This is a genomic window from Moraxella oculi (assembly GCF_023336735.1).
In the GTDB taxonomy this organism is placed as follows: Bacteria; Pseudomonadota; Gammaproteobacteria; order Pseudomonadales; family Moraxellaceae; genus Moraxella; species Moraxella oculi.
The window spans coordinates 43,907-61,748 of the sequence record NZ_JAMBAQ010000006.1 but is presented as its reverse complement, the minus strand read 5'-3'; the positions used below and the strand labels follow the sequence as shown (position 1 = coordinate 61,748).

The 17,842-nt window shown below is 43.5% G+C and carries 15 protein-coding genes and 1 pseudogene; 11 read left to right on the top strand and 5 right to left on the bottom strand.

Going from position 1 to position 17,842, the window contains the following annotated elements; translation table 11 throughout:
- Positions 1-56 precede the first annotated feature (56 nt).
- Positions 57-2,627: pseudogene (gene infB / locus M2R47_RS04325) on the top strand (translation initiation factor IF-2); the annotation flags it as partial.
- 75 nt (positions 2,628-2,702) lie between these two features.
- Here the strand turns inward: infB and M2R47_RS04320 are convergent.
- Together M2R47_RS04320 and M2R47_RS04315 are read right to left on the bottom strand one after the other, a co-directional pair.
- Positions 2,703-3,212: a YsnF/AvaK domain-containing protein gene (locus M2R47_RS04320; protein ID WP_249099478.1), complete on the bottom strand. Its 510-nt coding sequence runs from the start codon at positions 3,210-3,212 to the stop codon at positions 2,703-2,705.
- Between the two features lie 143 nt (positions 3,213-3,355).
- Positions 3,356-4,207: a DUF2382 domain-containing protein gene (locus M2R47_RS04315; protein WP_249099475.1), complete on the bottom strand. Its 852-nt coding sequence runs from the start codon at positions 4,205-4,207 to the stop codon at positions 3,356-3,358.
- A gap of 438 nt (positions 4,208-4,645) precedes the next feature.
- Between M2R47_RS04315 and M2R47_RS04310 the strand changes: the two genes are divergently transcribed.
- Together M2R47_RS04310 and truB are read left to right on the top strand one after the other, a co-directional pair.
- Complete coding sequence (locus M2R47_RS04310) at positions 4,646-5,047, top strand: ribosome-binding factor A (protein WP_249099474.1); 402 nt, start codon at positions 4,646-4,648, stop codon at positions 5,045-5,047.
- A complete protein-coding gene (gene truB / locus M2R47_RS04305) occupies positions 5,047-5,964 on the top strand; it encodes a tRNA pseudouridine(55) synthase TruB (RefSeq protein WP_249099471.1) in 918 nt (305 codons plus the stop codon). The genes M2R47_RS04310 and truB overlap by 1 nt, the downstream gene beginning before the upstream one ends.
- A 102-nt stretch (positions 5,965-6,066) precedes the next feature.
- On the opposite strand, the gene M2R47_RS04300 is transcribed toward truB, so the two are convergent.
- A complete protein-coding gene (locus M2R47_RS04300) occupies positions 6,067-7,482 on the bottom strand; it encodes an amino acid permease (RefSeq protein ID WP_249099468.1) in 1,416 nt (471 codons plus the stop codon).
- 198 nt (positions 7,483-7,680) lie between these two features.
- The gene (tauD, locus tag M2R47_RS04295) at positions 7,681-8,535 is read right to left on the bottom strand and encodes a taurine dioxygenase (RefSeq protein WP_249099465.1); all 855 of its coding nucleotides are present in this window, start codon (positions 8,533-8,535) and stop codon (positions 7,681-7,683) included.
- 219 nt (positions 8,536-8,754) lie between these two features.
- Between tauD and M2R47_RS04290 the strand changes: the two genes are divergently transcribed.
- The 8 genes from M2R47_RS04290 to pnp all read left to right on the top strand — a co-directional run bounded on the left by M2R47_RS04290 (position 8,755) and on the right by pnp (position 16,641).
- Positions 8,755-10,449 carry a nitrite/sulfite reductase gene (locus M2R47_RS04290; RefSeq protein WP_249099463.1) on the top strand — a complete coding sequence of 565 codons (1,695 nt, stop codon included), beginning with the start codon at positions 8,755-8,757 and terminating at the stop codon, positions 10,447-10,449.
- Positions 10,450-10,457: 8 nt separating this feature from the next.
- Positions 10,458-10,973: a DUF934 domain-containing protein gene (locus tag M2R47_RS04285; protein ID WP_249099460.1), complete on the top strand. Its 516-nt coding sequence runs from the start codon at positions 10,458-10,460 to the stop codon at positions 10,971-10,973.
- A gap of 9 nt (positions 10,974-10,982) precedes the next feature.
- On the top strand, positions 10,983-12,371 hold the full coding sequence (cysG, locus tag M2R47_RS04280) for a siroheme synthase CysG (RefSeq protein ID WP_249099456.1): 1,389 nt from the start codon (positions 10,983-10,985) through the stop codon (positions 12,369-12,371).
- Positions 12,372-12,533: 162 nt separating this feature from the next.
- The gene (locus M2R47_RS04275; RefSeq protein WP_249099453.1) at positions 12,534-12,824 is read left to right on the top strand and encodes a Bor family protein; all 291 of its coding nucleotides are present in this window, start codon (positions 12,534-12,536) and stop codon (positions 12,822-12,824) included.
- A gap of 20 nt (positions 12,825-12,844) precedes the next feature.
- On the top strand, positions 12,845-13,138 hold the full coding sequence (locus tag M2R47_RS04270; RefSeq protein ID WP_249099451.1) for a Bor family protein: 294 nt from the start codon (positions 12,845-12,847) through the stop codon (positions 13,136-13,138).
- 129 nt (positions 13,139-13,267) lie between these two features.
- A complete protein-coding gene (locus M2R47_RS04265; RefSeq protein WP_249099447.1) occupies positions 13,268-13,870 on the top strand; it encodes an opacity family porin in 603 nt (200 codons plus the stop codon).
- A gap of 178 nt (positions 13,871-14,048) precedes the next feature.
- Positions 14,049-14,315 carry a 30S ribosomal protein S15 gene (rpsO, locus tag M2R47_RS04260; protein ID WP_249099445.1) on the top strand — a complete coding sequence of 89 codons (267 nt, stop codon included), beginning with the start codon at positions 14,049-14,051 and terminating at the stop codon, positions 14,313-14,315.
- A 235-nt stretch (positions 14,316-14,550) separates the two neighbouring features.
- Positions 14,551-16,641 carry a polyribonucleotide nucleotidyltransferase gene (gene pnp, locus M2R47_RS04255; RefSeq protein WP_249099442.1) on the top strand — a complete coding sequence of 697 codons (2,091 nt, stop codon included), beginning with the start codon at positions 14,551-14,553 and terminating at the stop codon, positions 16,639-16,641.
- Between the two features lie 166 nt (positions 16,642-16,807).
- On the opposite strand, the gene M2R47_RS04250 is transcribed toward pnp, so the two are convergent.
- Positions 16,808-17,809, bottom strand: coding sequence for an adenosine kinase (locus M2R47_RS04250; protein ID WP_249099439.1), 1,002 nt, complete (start codon positions 17,807-17,809; stop codon positions 16,808-16,810).
- Between the last annotated feature and the right edge of the window lie 33 nt (positions 17,810-17,842).

Genomic DNA, 17,842 nt, shown 5'->3' with positions numbered 1-17,842 from the left:
AGGGCTTGTGTTTGCCCTGACCAAAAAATTAGGTGAAAATTATGGTAGATTCTACCCAAGATAAAAATAAACGCATCAGCATCAAGTCAAAGACAACTTCCACGGCGAAGGTTACTGGCACATCAGGTAAATCAAAAGCGGTTAATGTGGTCAAAACTAGAAAGCTCACTTTTGATAAGCCTGATGCCAATAAAATTGCCGAAGAGGTTGCTGCTCAAGCAAAAGCTGCCGAAGAAGCTCGTTTAAAAGAGCTTGAAAAAAAACAAGCGGCTGAACGCAGTAAAAAAGAGGCTGCTGAACGCCAAGAAGCGACTTTGGCAGCGATGCGTGCTCATAGTGCAGGTGAGGTCAAGGCTGAGTCTGCCAGTGCGTCCGTGGTTGTCAAAAAGACCAAAAAAGATGCTAGTTTGAACGAAAATAAGGCAGCTACGAAAGCAGATAAAAACAAAAAGTCTGGGGCGAAACCTGCAAAAGTCGAGACGGCACAGGCTAAAGAAGTGCGGTTGGCACGCGAGGCTGAAGAGGAGAAGTTGCGTCAATTGGAGGCTCAAAATCGTCGAAAAGCTGCCGAAGAAGCACAAAAACGCACTTTAGAGCAGATGAAACAAATGGCCAGTCGTTATAACGAAAAAGACGAGATGCTCAGCACGATTGTCCGTAAAGATGAGCCTTTGGCTAAGGGTCTGGTGGGTGCTGCACTAGAAGAGTCATTTGAAAAAGAACGCCGTGAGATTAAGCGTGGTGCCAGCAACAATTCAAGTCGCAGTAAAAGCGGTAAAAAGAAAGGTAAAGAAGAGCTTGAGATTCGTCCAAAGCAGCGCGGTCTAAAATCATCACAGGCGAACAAGCATAAATTTGAAGTGCCTGTTGAAAAAATCATCTACAATGTTGAGGTGGGTAAATCCATCGTTGTGTCTGATCTTGCCCAAAAGATGGCGGTGAAGGTGCGCGAGGTGATTAAATCTCTCATGAAGATGGGAGAGATGGTGCGTGAATCAGATCATATTGATCAAGATACAGCGTCTTTGGTGGTTGAGGAATTTGGGCATAACTTAGTCTTGGTATCAGATACCAAGCTTGAAGATGACCTGCAAGAATCTGTTGATGAAAAATCAGGCAATGTTCAAGCCAGGCCACCTGTGGTAACCATCATGGGGCATGTCGATCATGGTAAGACATCACTGCTTGATAAGATTCGTGAATCGAAGGTTGCCAGTGGCGAAGCTGGCGGTATTACTCAGCATATTGGTGCGTATCATGTAACAACGGACCGCGGCGTGATTACTTTCTTGGATACTCCAGGGCATGCCGCATTTACCGCAATGCGTTCTCGTGGTGCTCAGGCAACAGACATTGTCGTGCTGGTTGTGGCGGCAGATGATGGCATGATGCCGCAGACTGCAGAAGCGATCGACCATGCTCGTGCCGCTGGTACGCCTTTGATTGTTGCTATTAACAAAATGGATAAAGACACCGCCGATCCAGACCGTGTGATTAACGAATTGGCAGTCAAAGAAGTGGTGCCAGAGGCGTGGGGCGGAGATGTGCCAATGGTGCAAGTTTCTGCTAAGACGGGCATGGGTATTGATGAGTTGCTAGAAACCATCAGTATTCAAGCAGAAATCATGGAACTTGAGGCTCCTGTTGACGGTGCTGCACAGGGTGTGGTGATTGAGGCTCGCATTGATAAAGGTCGAGGTGCGGTTGCCAGCTTATTGGTTAAAAAAGGTACGCTAAATCAAGGCGATCTGGTCTTGGCAGGTGAGTTTTATGGCAAGGTGCGTGCGATGACAGATGAGAATGGTCAACGCATTAAGACGGCAGGGCCTTCAATTCCTGTGGAAATTCTGGGTTTGCCTGATGCACCGATGGCAGGCAGTGAGTTTTTGGTGGTATCAGATGAGAAAAAAGCCCGTGAAGTGGCAGATTTCCGTGCTGCTCGTGAGCGTGAGCGTATTTTAGAGCGTCAAAATAAAATGCGTTTAGACACGCTTTTTGAAAGCATGGGTAGTGAAATTGCAACCTTGAATATCATCTTAAAGACTGATGTGCGTGGTTCATTAGAAGCATTACTCAATGCCTTAGATGAACTGTCAACCGATGAGGTTAAGGTGCGTGTCATCAGCTCGGGCGTGGGTGCCATTACCGAGTCCGATGTCATCTTAGCGGAGTCGAGTGAGGCGGTATTGCTTGGATTTAATGTGCGTGCTGATACGGCAGGCAAGCGTAAGGCAGATGCGGCAGGTCTGGATATCCGTTATTATAGCGTCATTTATGGTCTGATCGATGATGTGAAAGCGGCAATGAGTGGCATGCTGGCACCTGAGCATCGTGAGCAAATTTTAGGCATCGCAGAAGTGCGTGAAGTATTCCGCTCAAGTAAATTTGGTGCGGCTGCAGGCTGTATGGTTCAAGAAGGCGTCATTCATCGTAATAAACCAATTCGTGTATTGCGTGATGATAAAGTCATCTTTACAGGTCAACTCCAATCATTGCGTCGCTATAAAGACGATGTCAATGAGGTCAAGGCTGGCATGGAATGTGGTCTGGCTGTCAAAGGCTATGAAGTGGCAGTGGGTGATAAGATTGAGGTCTTTGAGATTCACGAAATCAAGAGAGAACTGTGATAAAAACCCCCTAAGTTACATTAGGGGGTTTTTAATCATGCGAACACATCGCCAATGGATACCAAGCTTGCACCGTTATTTTTCATTGGGTGATGGTGTTTCTTTGGCGATGAGTGCCTCATCACCTTTAATGTCCAGCACTTCTTTTTTGAGTTCGGTGGTAAAGATGTGTTCTTTGCTGATGGTTTTGGTATCAAGTCTAACCTCTTCAATGCTGTGTGTGCTTTTGGTTACGATGGCGGTTTCACGAGACAGTAGGATTTCGACTGGTGTGTCCAGCGTTAGTGAGTGCATTTGATTATTGATGCTGATTTGAGTATGTGAGTTGGTTGTATTGTCAATGACATTAATTGACGCATCGTTGTTGTTTGGTTGGTGATTAAGTAGTGAGTTGTCTTCTTTATAGGTGATGACTAAGTATTCTTCAGTCAAGGTAATGGGTAGGTTGACTGTGCGACTGCGGGTTTGTTTTGATAACACAACCTTGCCTGTACTCACTCGATCTTTATTAATGTGAGCACGCTCTTCTAACAATTCAAGCGTTTGGTAATTGTTGGGCTTATCAATGAGATGATCAGTTGTCATGAGATGTCCTTTTTACGACTAAATTACTTATTCGATGGCAGATGCCATGCCCAGATGCCAGTACTGTTTTCATGGTCTGTCATCCAAAAAGCCAGAGGTGGTACTCTGGCTTTTCATGATGTGATGAGTTAACAAAGTGCTAATCACAAACCACGAACACGGCGCACTTCATCGGCTGTGATGCCTTCGTAATTAACAACATGCCCATTTTTGTCTACCACATTGCCCAAGTCGTCAACATTGAGTTCTTCACGCTGGATGGTTTCTAAAATGGTTTCGGTGCGAGTGTTGGTAGTCTTATCCAAAGTGATTTCTTCGGTAACATAAGTTTGCTTGCTTACCTGTGCACGCTCAGCTTCCAGCTCAACACTGATGGTGTCTGTGCCCAGATCATCACCGATGCGACGCTCTGTTGGGCGATCTACCACAGTGCGTTCGATGCGTGCTTGTTCCTGTTCCAAATCAACTTCAACACGACGCTCTTCGGTTACCACATGCTTGCCCAAACTGACAATGCCAGCCACGATGCGATCTTTGTTGACTGTCAAGCGTTCTTCAAGCAACTCCAAAGTGTTTGGTGCGGTGTAATGCGTTTCATCTAGGTCAAGACGGCTGTCTGTGGGCAGGGTATCACCTGCATAGAACGCACGATCTTTATTGTACTGCTCTTGATAGCTGTACACATAATCACGATCATAAGCTTCCATTGCTTCTACTTGGTCTTTGGTCAGGCTGTCAAAAAACACTTCGTTACCAACGATGCGAGACAGACCTGCTGGCACCAGCACTTCTTTTGAGAAGAACCAGCCACCTGCATCAACAACCAAATAGCGAACTTTACCAGTATCTACTTCTACCAAGGCATCTTCTACTTTACCAATTTTTTCTTGTCCAATGCCATAAGCATCTTTACCGATTGGGTTGTAATAACCTTCGCCCAATACTTCTTGATTGGTAGTTTCAATGTCGTGTAAGCGTACTAATTTACTCATCATCTGTTCCTTTTATTAAATTATTAAAGTTGGCTTGATCCAACCAAATGAACGATTGGCGGCCCTATCCTCATATTACTAGTAAGGAATGTAATCACATGTCTGTGGCTACACATTCTAGTATAGGCAATTTTAGGTTCAATGATAGGCTTTTTTTGTCAAAAGATAAGAGGGTTGGTTGGTATTGTGCGACCCAAAGTAAATCAATGTAAAGTTGAGTAAATTTTGTGTTTGTTAAAATAACTGCATCAATGATGAGTGCCGATGCTTTTTTGAAAGTGTATTGCCATGTCAAAAAATGCGATTGATATTTAGGTGGTGTCGGTTAATTGGGTTTCATTGGTTTAATTTGTCAAAATAAGCTATACTATGAGTCATGCTACTAAGGAGGAGTGCTTCACGCTTAGCATGTCCAGTTTCAAACAATGATAGGAAAAGCTTATGAACCAACGACTACAACGCTTAGCTGATCAAATCCAGCGTACTTTGTCGGTATTGATTCGTGATGAGATTAACGACCCACGCTTAACAGGTTTTGTTACCATATCAAGTGTTAAAGTCAGTCCTGATTTGGGCTATGCTGATGTGTATGTAACGATTTTAGAGCCTGCTAATGATGGTGGCATGAATGCTGATGCTCATCGTGAAAGTCTTGAAGTGCTTAAAAATGCCGCAGGGTTTTTGCGTACAGAGTTATCCCACACCATGAAAACTCGCACCACGCCACGCCTAAGGTTTCACTATGATGAAATCACCGCTCATGGTAACTACATGACCAACTTGGTCAACGAAGCGATGAAAAAAACAGGTGAAAACCAAGCGAATGATACGGAAAATGGTTAATGGTAAAACACATCGTTTCTGGCGTACTGCTACTTAATAAACCAAACGGCATCAGCTCACATACGGCACTGAATCAAGCAAAACGCCTATTCATGTCTGAAAACTTTGACAGTAAAAAAGCAGGGCATACAGGCACGCTTGATCCAATGGCGACAGGATTGCTGCCAATTTGTTTGGGTCAAGCAACCAAGTTTACCGCCTTTGGACTTGCAGCTGATAAGGGGTATCATGCCGTCATCAACCTAGGGATTCGTACCGACACAGGTGATGCTGATGGGCAAGCTATGATTACCTCACCCATTCCTAAGATTAATCAACAGAGGTTGGATGAGATTGCCAAGCAGCTACTTGGCAAGCAGATGCAAGTTCCGCCCATGTATTCAGCTCTCAAAAAAGACGGTAAAAAATTGTATGAGTATGCCAGAGATGGGGTGGAAATTGAGCGAGAGGCTCGTGCGATTTTTATCCATCATTTGTCGTTGCATAAAGTCAGTGATGCCAAAATTGCCCTCAATGTCATTTGCTCTAAGGGTACTTATGTGAGAGTTTTGGGTGAGGCGATCGCTGAGCGTCTTGGGACGGTTGGGCATTTGAGTGCTTTGCACCGCACACAGACAGGTGGTTTTGATGTGAATGATGCCATCAGTCTTGATGAGCTTGCCAATTTGCCTTTTGATGAGCGGTTTACCAAACTTTTACCCATCGACGCATTATTGACGCATTTGCCCATCGTGATGTTGAATGAGGTTGAGGCGGTACGCATTGGCATGGGGCAACGACTTAATGTCAAGCATCACATGGAATGCTTGGGTATGAATGATGGTTGTCAAGTTCGCCTTTATCATCATGATAAATTTTTGGGTGTTGGTCAAGTCAGTTCAAGTGCAAGGCTACAACCTACTCGCTTGGTGGCATGATTATTACTTGAAAAAAACGGCTTGAAAATGCCAATCGGATTTGTCATGCAAGAGGTTGCTTGGTTGTGTTGATTGAGGCTGGATTTTACATCGCACCATCCATTATTTTTGATGAGTTGTTTTTTTGTGCTTATGATTGACATGATGAATGATGAATAGTGATACCAGCCATATGGGTACAAGTTTTATTCCCAATGATGTCTCATTATTTTGTAAAAAAATCCATAGCACGCCACCAAAAAACAGTAAGCACAAAACACACAAAGACCTGCCCAAAGGCATCTGATACACTGATTTGCTATGCAAGTCAGGAGCAGTATATCGATAACGCAAATATGCTGTAGCTATCGTCGCCCAGATGAGTATGAAGCATGCTGATGAAATGGTGCTGATGATCGTAAAGGCTTGCATGATGCTGTCTGTGCCATACAATAGTACAAAACTGATTGACAAATAAATTGCTGAATATACCACGCCATAAGCAGGCACGCCTGAGCGGTTTAATTGCCCAAAGCACTTAGGTGCGTTGTTTTGTTGGCTAAGCCCGTAGACCATTCTGGCAGACGAATACAGCCCGCTATTGGCAGATGATAAGGCTGCTGATATCGCCACAAAATTAATGATGCTTGCCACACCCACAAAGCCGATGAGTTCAAATAACTGTACAAATGGACTTGTGCCAACTTGGATATTGGCCAAAGGAATGTTCATTAAAATCACTGCCAAAGAGCCGATGAAAAATAACGCCACTCTGATGGGAATTTGATTGATGGCTTTGGGGAGATTTTTGGTAGGGTTATTGGTTTCGGCTGCTGCCGCTCCAACAAGCTCAGCACCTGTATTTGCTTGTACTGCCAATTGAAAGGCGGCAAAAAACCCAGTCAGTCCCATTGGCATAAAGTTGTCTTTATCAAATAAATGCCAAACAGAGGCTTTTTGTGCACCGACGGTATGACCCACCACCGCCAACCATATTCCCACGCCGATGATGGCAACAATGGTGATGACTTTAATCAAGGTTAGGTATTTTTCTGCCTCGCCAAACCATTTTACCGACAATAAATTAATCAATACAATCACACCAATATTCAATAAAGCAGGTAGCCAAAGCGGCATATCAGGATACCAAAAAAGCACATACCCTGTGATGGCAACCGTATTGGCAATGGCAATAATCAGCCAGCATAACCAATAAGTCCAACCGACCACAAAAGCCATGCCACTCCCCAAATATACATAAATCACATCAATAAAAGAGCGATACGACAAATCAGAAAGTAGCAGCTCGCCCATCGCACGCATCACCAAAAATACAAACACTCCCACAATGCCATAGACAATCAGCACCGAGGTACCAGCCAAAGCGATCGTCTTGCCTGCACCCAAAAAAAATCCTGCCCCAATCACACCCCCAATCGAGACGAGCTGTAAATGGGTGGCGGTCAGCTGGCGTTTCATTGTCGGTCTGGTGGATTTTTTATTGGTTGAAATGGGCATTTTTGAACTGTCGGCTGGCATTTGGCTTAACCTTTTTAATTTTTGGTAAATAAAAACCACCAACCCCAATTTTTTTAGAAGGGTTTGTATGGATTGGTGGGTTTTTGAATGGATGAATTTAACATTATCGAAAAAACAGGTTGGATTTTGACCATTGCTTTTGTTGAATGAATTACAATTTGCCTTGATGGTTGGCTTTCATTTTAAATTCCGTTACTTTTATACGACTTTCTTTTGATGTTGTTGGTCATAAAACGGCACATCGCCCACCACTGTGGCACGGTGCATAATCCGATGATTGTCGCCGTAATCAAACAGTGCTTTGTGCTGGGTGGAGCGATTATCCCAAATCACCACATCGCCTTCACACCACTTGTGGCGAATGACAAAATCGTCTTGGATGCTATGAGCGAATAACCTGTCCAAAAGTTCACGACTCGTCTGCTCATCAAGCCCGTCAATATGGCTGGCAAAACCTTCCGTAACAAACAAAATCTCTTTGCCTGTTTCAGGGTGGGTACGCACCACAGGGTGGCTGATGGGTGGGTTGTCTGCGATGGCTTTTTGTAATTTTTCATCGTCTGCTTGGCTTTGCCCAAAGCGTTCTGGCGGAAACGACAGGCGAATGTCGTGAGTGGCGGTCTTGCCACGAAGCAAATTTTTGATGTCATCGTCAAGAGCATCAAATGCTGATGTTTGGCTTGCCCATAGCGTATCGCCTCCTGTAGGTGGAATTTTAACCGCTCGTAGCACACAGCCAAGCGGCGGAGTTTTACTAAAAGTAACATCGGTATGCCAAAGCTCATTATCTTTGAGGTTGGTCTGATGGCTATCAAGCACAATGATTTCTGGCACATCGGGGACGGTCGGAAATACAGGGTGAATGTGCAACTCGCCAAAAATGCGAGCGATCGCCACTTGTGCTTGAGTGGTTAGACGCTGATCTTTAAAAAATAGCACTTGATGACTTAAAAGAGCTTTTTTAATCGTGTGTCGATCATCATCGGTCAACTGGTTTAGGTCTATGTCAGAGATGATTGCACCGATGGTAGATTTAAGGGGTGTGATGTTCATATGTTTGTCCAAAATGAATGGCTTTGGATTTATTAAAGCAGATATTGTTTGGCAATATAAAGCTGTTTTTTAGGATTTTGATATTCTATATTTGAATAAATGTTATATTTATCATCATTGGATATTCCAATTAGTAATAATAAAACTGTGAATTGGCATTTAATAAATCATTTAAGAGCGACTATCATATTGGTGCATTAGCCACATAGGATCAGCCAAATGTATCAATATTCTTACGCCGACCAAACTTTGGTGAATGAACGAGTTGCTCAATACCGTCATCAAACCCAGCGATTCTTGGCAGGTGAGTTGTCAGAAGAAGAATTTTTACCCATCCGCCTACAAAATGGGTTGTATATTCAACGCCACGCACCAATGCTGCGTGTCGCCATTCCTTATGGGCTGATGGCAAGTCATCAATTACGCACGCTGGCAAAAGTTGCTGATGAATTTGATCAAGGTTATGGGCATTTTACCACTCGTACCAACATTCAGTTTAACTGGGTTAATTTGGAACAAGTGCCTGACATTTTGCAATTATTGGCAGACAATCAAATGCACGCCACTCAGACATCGGGTAATTGCATCAGAAACACCACCACCGATCCTTTTGCAGGAATAAGCCCTGACGAAATCGCCGACCCACGCCCTTATTGTGAAATCATTCGCCAATGGAGTACTTTTCATCCAGAATTTGCCTATTTGCCACGCAAATTTAAAATTGCGGTGATTGGCTCAAAAGCCGACCGAGCCGCAAGTCAGCTACACGACATCGGATTGCATTTGGTTCGACAAAATGATGAGCTTGGCTTTGAGGTGATTGTCGGAGGTGGGCTTGGACGCACGCCCATTATCGGTAAAGTGATTAAAGAGTTTTTGCCACGCCGTCATTTGTTAAGCTATTTGGATGCGATTTTGCGTGTCTATAATCTAGAAGGCAGGCGAGATAATAAATATAAAGCTCGCATTAAAATTTTGGTAGAAAGCTTAGGGGTAAAAGAATTTGCCCAAAAGGTGGAAAATGAATGGCAGTTTAGTAAGGATGGCGAACTGACCCTATCCGACGATAATTTTGATAAGGCACAGCGTCATTTTACATCGCCTGATTATGAACGCTTGGATCTATTAAGTGCAACCGACAAATTAAACTCTCAATTAAATGACGATCAGGATTTTAAAAATTGGTATGAGCATAATACGGTTGGTCATAAAGTTAACGGCTATCGTGCGGTTGTGATTTCTTTAAAAGCAGGCTTAATTAAACATAAAGACGGCACGGAAAAATTTGTACCGTCTGGCGATATGACAAGCTCACAGATGAATGCCTTGGCGGATTTGGCGGACAAATACAGCTTTGGCGAAGTTCGTGTTACCCATCAGCAAAATGTGATTTTATCCGACATTAAGTTTGGCGATTTGTATGCGTTGTGGAAGGCTTTAAATGAATTGAATTTGGCACGCCCAAACATTGGCACACTCACCGATATGATTGTTTGCCCTGGCTTTGACTATTGTTCTTTGGCAAATGCCACGACGCATAATATTGCCGAAAATATTGAACAAGCCTTTGACGATCTGGATTATTTATATGACTTGGGTGATATTCGTCTGAATATGTCGGGCTGTATGAATGCTTGTGCGCATCATCATATTGGCGATATTGGCATTTTGGGCGTGGACAAAAAAGGCGAGCATTGGTATCAAATCAGTCTTGGTGGTAATGGTGGAGCAGACGCAAAACTTGGGAAAATCTTAGGAAGAGCCGTGCCTGCTGATGAAGTCGCTAATACCATTTTGACCATTGCCCAAGTTTATAAAGCAGGTCGTCGAGAAAATGCCGATGAGGTTGAATGCTTTGGCGATTTTGTGAGTCGTGTGGGCATTGAACCGTTTAAAACGGCGGTTTATGGTTGATTGGAGTAATGACAATGTATTTGGTTGAATTTAAAAATCAAAAAATCAAGCAAGAAATCGTCAATCTGTCTTTATTAACCAACAAGCTTGATGAGTTGGCAGAAAGTCTGATGACGCAGTTTTTGGCAAATGAACACGCAGAAGACACCCTTGATTTGGCATTATTAGATGAATTTGATAAGCTTGCCAGTCGCACCAAAAACATCTTACTGACAGCCGATAACACGACAGATGAGATTGATGAACTGCTCAAAAAACCGATTGATAAAGCAGTGTTTTTTGTCAAAGATTTTAAAGATGGACGGACATTTAGCCTGATTCGTTATTTAATAAATAAAGGTTTTGATAAAGAAATTTATCTTTTGGGTAACTATGGCTTAGACCAAGCCAATTATTATCTTAAATCAGGGGCGACAGGATTTTTTGTCAAAGATGAACAGTTAGACACGCTTTTAAAAACCCTCAGTGATTTAAAGAGTGGGCATTTTGGACAGTCGGCAAAGGCTTTGCCAATGTTTCAATAGGGAAGTCAGATGAACACCTTGCCATTATTTTTTAATTTACAAAATCGCTCTGTGCTAATCATCGGTGGTGGCGAAGTTGCCATTCGTAAAGCTGGCTTGATAAAATCGGCAGGGGCGAACATTACGGTCATTGCCAAAAATATTCACAATGATTTAAAGGTCTTATTAAACAATGATGGGCTAGCAGATAGCAATCATCGGCTGATGATGAAATCTTATGACAAAACCGATTTAAATGCTGATTTTGCCTTTTGTGTTGTTGCCACTGATGACAATCAGTTAAACCGCCAAATCTACTACGATTGCAAAAAAATTCATCTGGCGGTGAATGTGGTGGATACGCCAGCATTGTGTGATTTTATTTTTCCTGCGATTGTGGATAGAAATCCAATTACGGTGGGTATTTCATCAAATGGCAATTCCCCTGTATTGGCACGCCTTATCCGTGCCAAAATAGAAACGCTGTTGCCTACTAATATCGGTGTGTTGGCAAAAATGGCAGGCGAATTTAGAGACACGATTAAAAAACGCCTGCCTAATGTCAATGCCAGACGCAAGTTTTGGGAAAAAATCTTTGGCGAAAATTTAAATGGTGTAGGCGTGTTTGCTGATGCTCAAAACATCAATCTTGAAGAATTACACGCTCAATTAGCCAACTTTGAAAAAGCCAGCCATCATCAGGGCGAAGTGTATATTGTTGGAGCGGGGGCAGGTTCGGCTGATTTGCTGACTTTCAAGGCATTAAGATTGATGCAGCAAGCCGATGTGGTGTTGTATGATGCGTTGGTGCCTGATGAGATTTTGGATTTGTGTCGGCGTGATATTGATAGAATTTTTGTGGGTAAAAAACGCTCGTGCCACGCCAAAAGTCAATCTGACATCAATCAGCTGCTGGTGGATTTGGCAAAGCAAGGCAAAAGAGCATTGCGCCTAAAAGGCGGAGATCCTTTTATTTTTGGGCGTGGTGGCGAAGAAATGCAGGCGTGCCAAGTCGCAGGCGTGCCATATCAAGTCGTGCCTGGCATCAGTGCAAGCCTGGCAGGGGCAAGTGGTGCAGGCATTCCTTTGACACATCGTGGCGTGGCGACCAGCGTGCGATTTTTGACAGGGTGCTATCAAATGGGTAAGAGTTTTGATGGTCTAAAAAGCACCTATCAAGCCGATGAAACGCTGGTGTTTTATATGGGATTGCACGCCCTTGACAAGGTTGTGGCAAGTTTGACAACGGAGTTACCAAGTGATATGCCTGTGGCGATCATTTCGCACGCCAGCCTACCAACTCAAAAAGTATTGGTGGGGGATTTAAGTAATATTGTAGAAAAACAAGCAATTGAAGGTTTGCCAGCCCCTGCAATCATCGTGGTGGGAAGGGTGGTTGATTCATACCTAGGTGCTTGATTTTGATGCTGCCATGATTCACAAAAAAAACAATTTGATGACAATCCAGACGGAAAAGTCAAAACCTAAAAACCTATTTGTTGTTAAGTGAGTTGTCATTGCCTATTCGTTGATTTTTTGTTAAAATAAATTTTGCATTTATTTTTATTTAGGATTAATGTTATGAAAAAAGCATTTCTTGTGGCCATGCTGGCTGCTTTAAGTACTGGCTGTGCAACCCAAACTTATCTGCTTGCACCAAAAGACACCAGCGCACAACCGACTTATGACAAGGCACAGACATTCTTCGTTAGTGGCTTGGCTCAAGAGCAAAGTGTTGATGCCAGTAAGGTTTGCAATGGTGCAGAAAATGTTACTCGTATTGAAACTCAAAAAAGCTTCATCAACGGTCTTTTGGGAACACTTTCTTCTGGCATTTACACACCTCTTCAAATTAAAGTTTATTGCAAATAATTCTAGACAGGAATCGATGTATGAAAAAGTTAGCCACTGTTGGATTACTAAGCCTAGCGACCATTTTGTCAGGCTGCGCAGCCCAAACTGCTCTCATTCGTGATACTAATAAAACCACCCCAGCTTATAGCCAATCTCAAAGCTTCTTTATTGGTGGCATCGCCCAAGAAAAAACCATAGATGCTGCTAAGGTGTGTGGTGGTGCTGATAAAGTTGCTTCTGTACAAAGTAAGGATGAGCCAAAAGATTTGTTACTATCTATCGTAACCTTAGGCATCTACTCTCCAAAGACTTCAACGGTTTATTGCCGTTAATCAAAAAAAGGCTAAGACACCCTTAAAAAAGCCAAGCTGCTTGGCTTTTTTATTTTTATGTGAGTTCGTTCATTTTTATTTGATGAGTTGATCGACATATGATCAATGATAGAATCTAAGGTACTGATTATGAGAAAGCTATTCCCAGCACTATTCATTGCAAGTCTGTCTGTTGTTGCTAATGCTAAAATCAATCACCCCTATGTGCAGGCTTCTTTGGGGTTGTCAACAACTAATGCCAAAGAATCTCAAGCAGATGTCAATCTTAAAGATTCTGATAAGGCATTTTCTGTGGCTGTGGGCGGTAAACTCAATGCGGGTCGCTATGCACTAGATTACACGAATTTTGGTGAGGTTGAGCATGAACAAAAAGGCTTTGATGTTGCGACAGACTATTCAAAGCGTAAACTAAAAACACAATCTGTGGGCGTGTCTGCGTTTTATGATTTTACTCCAGTTGCACAGTTCACTCCTTATGTGGGCGCTCGCTTGGGTGTGAATAAAATGAACTTGGATGCCAAGCACAGAACGACCATTGGTAGCAGTGTTTATTATGCATCTACCGCTCAAAAGAAAACTCAAGCAGGTCTTGGGGTGGTGGCGGGTGCTTCTTATGAGGTGAACCCAAAATGGGTGATTGATGGCAGTGTTCAATATAATTATTTGGGTAAGTTACAAAATACTAAAGTTGATGAGCATGGTGCCAAAATCGCTGTCAGATACAGCTTCTAATCCTGCCTGACCATGGATTGAGAGCATTTGTTTTTTTATGCCACTTGGCATTAACAGTTGTTTTAAAATGACTTTTTAAAATTTGTGTGCTATAATACACGCTTTGTATCATTAGGCAAGCTTTGGCAATGCAATGCTTGCCTGTATCATTCGCATTGCATTATTTTAAGGATTGGTTATGTTAACTAACAAAGATCGTGAAGACATCATCGCCAAATTCAAGCGTGGCGAAAATGACACTGGTAGCCCAGAGGTTCAAGTTGCTCTATTAACTGCTCGCATTAACGACCTGCAGGGACATTTTAAGACGCATAAAGCTGACCACCACAGCCGTCGTGGTCTGATCCGCATGGTTAACCAACGCCGTAAGTTACTAGATTACCTAAAAGGTAAGGATCTGGATCGTTATACTGCATTGATTGGCGAGCTTGGATTACGCCGTTAATCGGCTTTGGGTTTAGGTTGGTTTTTTACTGACACACCCTAAGATAAAACGGTGTTTTTTTATAAAACGCCGTTTTGTTTTTTTAATTTGAATCGTTGTGATCACTGGTTACCCTAGAATGCTAATCGATGGGTTTTGCTCCTGATAATAATGATGAGGCAGTGGATTGATGACTTAAAATTCATTGATTAGCCTTTTATGGTAAGGTGATTGAAAATTTTTAAAGGAAGTATGTATGTTTAATATCATTCGTCAAGAATTTCAATACGGCAACCAGCAGGTTGTTTTAGAAACGGGTCGTATTGCTCGCCAAGCCAATAGTGTGCTTGTGCATATGGGTGATGTCTCGGTATTGGTTGCAGTGGTGGTACGCCCAGAAGCGGTGGCTGGTCAAGATTTTTTCCCATTGACCGTAAACTACCAAGAAAAAATGTACGCATCAGGTAAGATTCCTGGGGGCTACGGCAAGCGTGAAGGCCGTGCGTCAGAATTTGAAACCTTGACCAGTCGCCTGATTGATCGTCCGATTCGCCCGCTATTCCCAGAAGGCTACTATAACGAAATTCAAATCACTGCCACAGTCATTTCAAGTGGTAAGACCCAAGATGCCGACATTGCGGCAATGATTGGTGCTTCTGCAGCACTTGCGATTTCTCCTGCGCCATTTAATGGCCCCATTGGTGCCGCCCGAGTGGGCTTTATTGATAATGAGTATGTACTCAACCCAAATTTGGCTCAAATGAAAGCAAGCCAGCTTGATTTGGTTGTAGCAGGTACAAAATCAGCTGTTTTGATGGTTGAATCTGAAGCTGATGAACTGAGTGAAGATCAGATGTTGGGTGCAGTGCTTTATGGTCATGCCCAGCAACAAACGGTCATTGATAACATCAATGCCTTTGCAACGGCGGTGGGTAATGCCAAAGCCGAATTCATCGCTCCTGCCATCAATGAGGCATTGGAAACCCAACTAAAAGAGCAGTTTACTGCTAAGGTGAGTGAGGCTTATACCATCACTGTCAAACAAGATCGCTATGCACGCCTTGATGAGCTTGCTAAAGAAGCATTGGCTTTGGCAGGAGATGAAAATGCAGAGGATTATGCCCAAAAAGCCAAAGAAGTCAAAGAGTTGTTTGAGACCTTAAAATATCGTACTGTGCGTGATAACATTTTATCTGGTAAGCCTCGTATTGACGGTCGAGACTTGGAAACGGTACGCGCACTTGATATTCAAGTAGGAGTTTTGCCATACACGCATGGTTCGGCATTGTTTACTCGTGGAGAGACCCAAGCTCTTGTAACCACGACTTTGGGCACAAGCCGTGATGTGAATTTGGTTGACAGTTTGGCTGGCACCAAGCAAGATCATTTCATGCTACATTATAATTTTCCACATTATTCAGTGGGCGAGACAGGTCGTGAGGGTGGTCCAAAACGCCGTGAGATTGGGCATGGTCGCTTAGCACGCCGTGGCGTTCAGGCAATGTTGCCAGCAGCAGATCGTTTCCCATACACCATTCGTGTGGTCTCAGACATTACCGAGTCGAATGGCTCAAGCTCAATGGCGAGTGTGTGCGGTGCGTCTTTATCTCTCATGGATGCAGGTGTACCTATGAAAGCACCTGTTGCAGGTATTGCCATGGGTCTGGTGAAAGAAGGCGATAGATTTGCCGTGCTTTCAGACATTTTGGGTGATGAGGATCATTTGGGCGACATGGACTTTAAAGTGGCAGGCTCAATCAATGGCATCACTGCATTGCAGATGGACATTAAGATTGAGGGAATTACTGCTGACATCATGGAGCAAGCACTGCGTCAAGCACATGCAGGGCGTATCCACATTCTTAATGCCATGAATGAAGTCATTGCCACTTCTCGCACCGAAATCAATGCTCACGCACCAAACTATGCCACCATTGAGATCAATCCTGAGAAAATCCGTGATGTGATTGGTAAAGGCGGTGCAACCATTCGTGCTTTGACAGAAGAGACTGGTGCGACGGTTGATATTGATGATAATGGCGTGATTCGCATCTTTGGTGAGTCGAAAGCGTCTACTCGTGCGGCGATTGCCAAAATTGAGGCCATTACTGCTGAAGTGGAAGTTGGTATGGTCTACGAGGGTACGGTTGCTCGTATTGTTGAATTTGGTGCGTTCGTTACCATCTTACCTGGTACTGATGGTTTGGTACACATCAGCCAAATCGCCGATGAGCGTGTAGAAACCGTCAGCGATTACCTAAAAGAAGGGCAGGTGGTTAAAGTGCAAGTTCAAGACATTGATAATCGTGGTCGCATCAAGCTCACCATGAAAGGCGTGGAGCAGTAAGCCATCATAAATGTGCATGCCAACGCTTTTTTGTGATTGGCTTGTGGTGATTTCTGATCTGTTGAGTGTCATGGAGCTTGTATGGGTTCGATGACACTTTTTATTGCTATTAATCAAAAATGAGAAAAATCGCTCAATGGGTGAGCGATTTTTTTGTACCGAAGGATTAGCCTAAAACTTTCATTTTAATCGCTTGATATTCTTGGCTTGTCAAGCGTGGTCCAAACTGTGCTACAACAGAAGCTGCGACATGGGCAGCAAGCTGTCCGCATAGATCTGGTGCGTGATTGCGAGTTAAGGCGTACAAAAAAGCCCCAGCGTAGTTATCGCCTGCACCATTGGTATCCACCACCTTATCAATAGTCATGGACGGCACGCTGATGACATCACCTTGGTTGGCAATGAGAGTTGGTTCACTGCCATTAGTAATCACGACCAAACCGGCAAGTTTTCCTAAGCTTTTTATGGCAGATTCTTGGCAAGTTGTACCTGTGTATGTTTTGGCTTCTTCCAGATTGCAAAATATGGCATCAACGCCACCTAAGAGCATCTCATCTAGGCCGGACTTGGCAAATTTGACCACGGCAGGGTCGGCAAAGCTGACTGCAACTTTGATGCCGTTTTCTTTGGCAAGCTGGCGAAGCTGCATGATGCCTGTGGTAATTGATGGCGACATGGCAAGATAGCCTTCAAGATACAGCCAGCTGGCATTTTTGAGTGTGTCGAATTTGATATTGTCTTGATTGATTTGGCTGCTTGTGCCTAAGTGCGTCTGCATGGTACGCTCACCATCTGGCGTAACCAAGACTACGCATGAACCCGTCGTACCATCATGGTCAATGGCGAAAGCTGCGTCTGTCGATACGCCCGATGCTTTCAAATCATTTAAGTAAAATTTGCCCTTGTCATCATCACCAACCCTGCATTGATAAAATGCCTGACCACCTAAAGAAGCAAATGCTACCATGCTGTTGGCGGCTGAGCCACCACCTGCTTGTTTGGCGATTTGATTGCCTGTTTGGCTAAGCGTGGCAAATAACTCATTTTGAGCATCAAGGTCGGCAAGTGTCATGTTACCACGAGTCAATCCTGTTGCAGTCAGCGTCTCATCTGTAATTTGAAATTCGGTGTCCAAAAGAGCGTTGCCAATGGCGATGATGTCGTACATAATGATCCTAAATAAGGTAATAAATCAACTAAA

Coding starts and splice junctions, on each gene's coding strand:
- M2R47_RS04270 (WP_249099451.1), top strand. CDS start 12,845: ATGAAAAAGTTAGCCACTGTTGGATTACTAAGCCTAGCGACCATTTTG.
- M2R47_RS04275 (WP_249099453.1), top strand. CDS start 12,534: ATGAAAAAAGCATTTCTTGTGGCCATGCTGGCTGCTTTAAGTACTGGC.
- M2R47_RS04290 (WP_249099463.1), top strand. CDS start 8,755: ATGTATCAATATTCTTACGCCGACCAAACTTTGGTGAATGAACGAGTT.
- M2R47_RS04265 (WP_249099447.1), top strand. CDS start 13,268: ATGAGAAAGCTATTCCCAGCACTATTCATTGCAAGTCTGTCTGTTGTT.
- pnp (WP_249099442.1), top strand. CDS start 14,551: ATGTTTAATATCATTCGTCAAGAATTTCAATACGGCAACCAGCAGGTT.
- M2R47_RS04315 (WP_249099475.1), bottom strand. CDS start 4,207: ATGATGAGTAAATTAGTACGCTTACACGACATTGAAACTACCAATCAA.
- M2R47_RS04310 (WP_249099474.1), top strand. CDS start 4,646: ATGAACCAACGACTACAACGCTTAGCTGATCAAATCCAGCGTACTTTG.
- M2R47_RS04250 (WP_249099439.1), bottom strand. CDS start 17,809: ATGTACGACATCATCGCCATTGGCAACGCTCTTTTGGACACCGAATTT.
- truB (WP_249099471.1), top strand. CDS start 5,047: ATGGTAAAACACATCGTTTCTGGCGTACTGCTACTTAATAAACCAAAC.
- tauD (WP_249099465.1), bottom strand. CDS start 8,535: ATGAACATCACACCCCTTAAATCTACCATCGGTGCAATCATCTCTGAC.
- M2R47_RS04300 (WP_249099468.1), bottom strand. CDS start 7,482: ATGCCAGCCGACAGTTCAAAAATGCCCATTTCAACCAATAAAAAATCC.
- M2R47_RS04320 (WP_249099478.1), bottom strand. CDS start 3,212: ATGACAACTGATCATCTCATTGATAAGCCCAACAATTACCAAACGCTT.
- cysG (WP_249099456.1), top strand. CDS start 10,983: ATGAACACCTTGCCATTATTTTTTAATTTACAAAATCGCTCTGTGCTA.
- rpsO (WP_249099445.1), top strand. CDS start 14,049: ATGTTAACTAACAAAGATCGTGAAGACATCATCGCCAAATTCAAGCGT.
- M2R47_RS04285 (WP_249099460.1), top strand. CDS start 10,458: ATGACAATGTATTTGGTTGAATTTAAAAATCAAAAAATCAAGCAAGAA.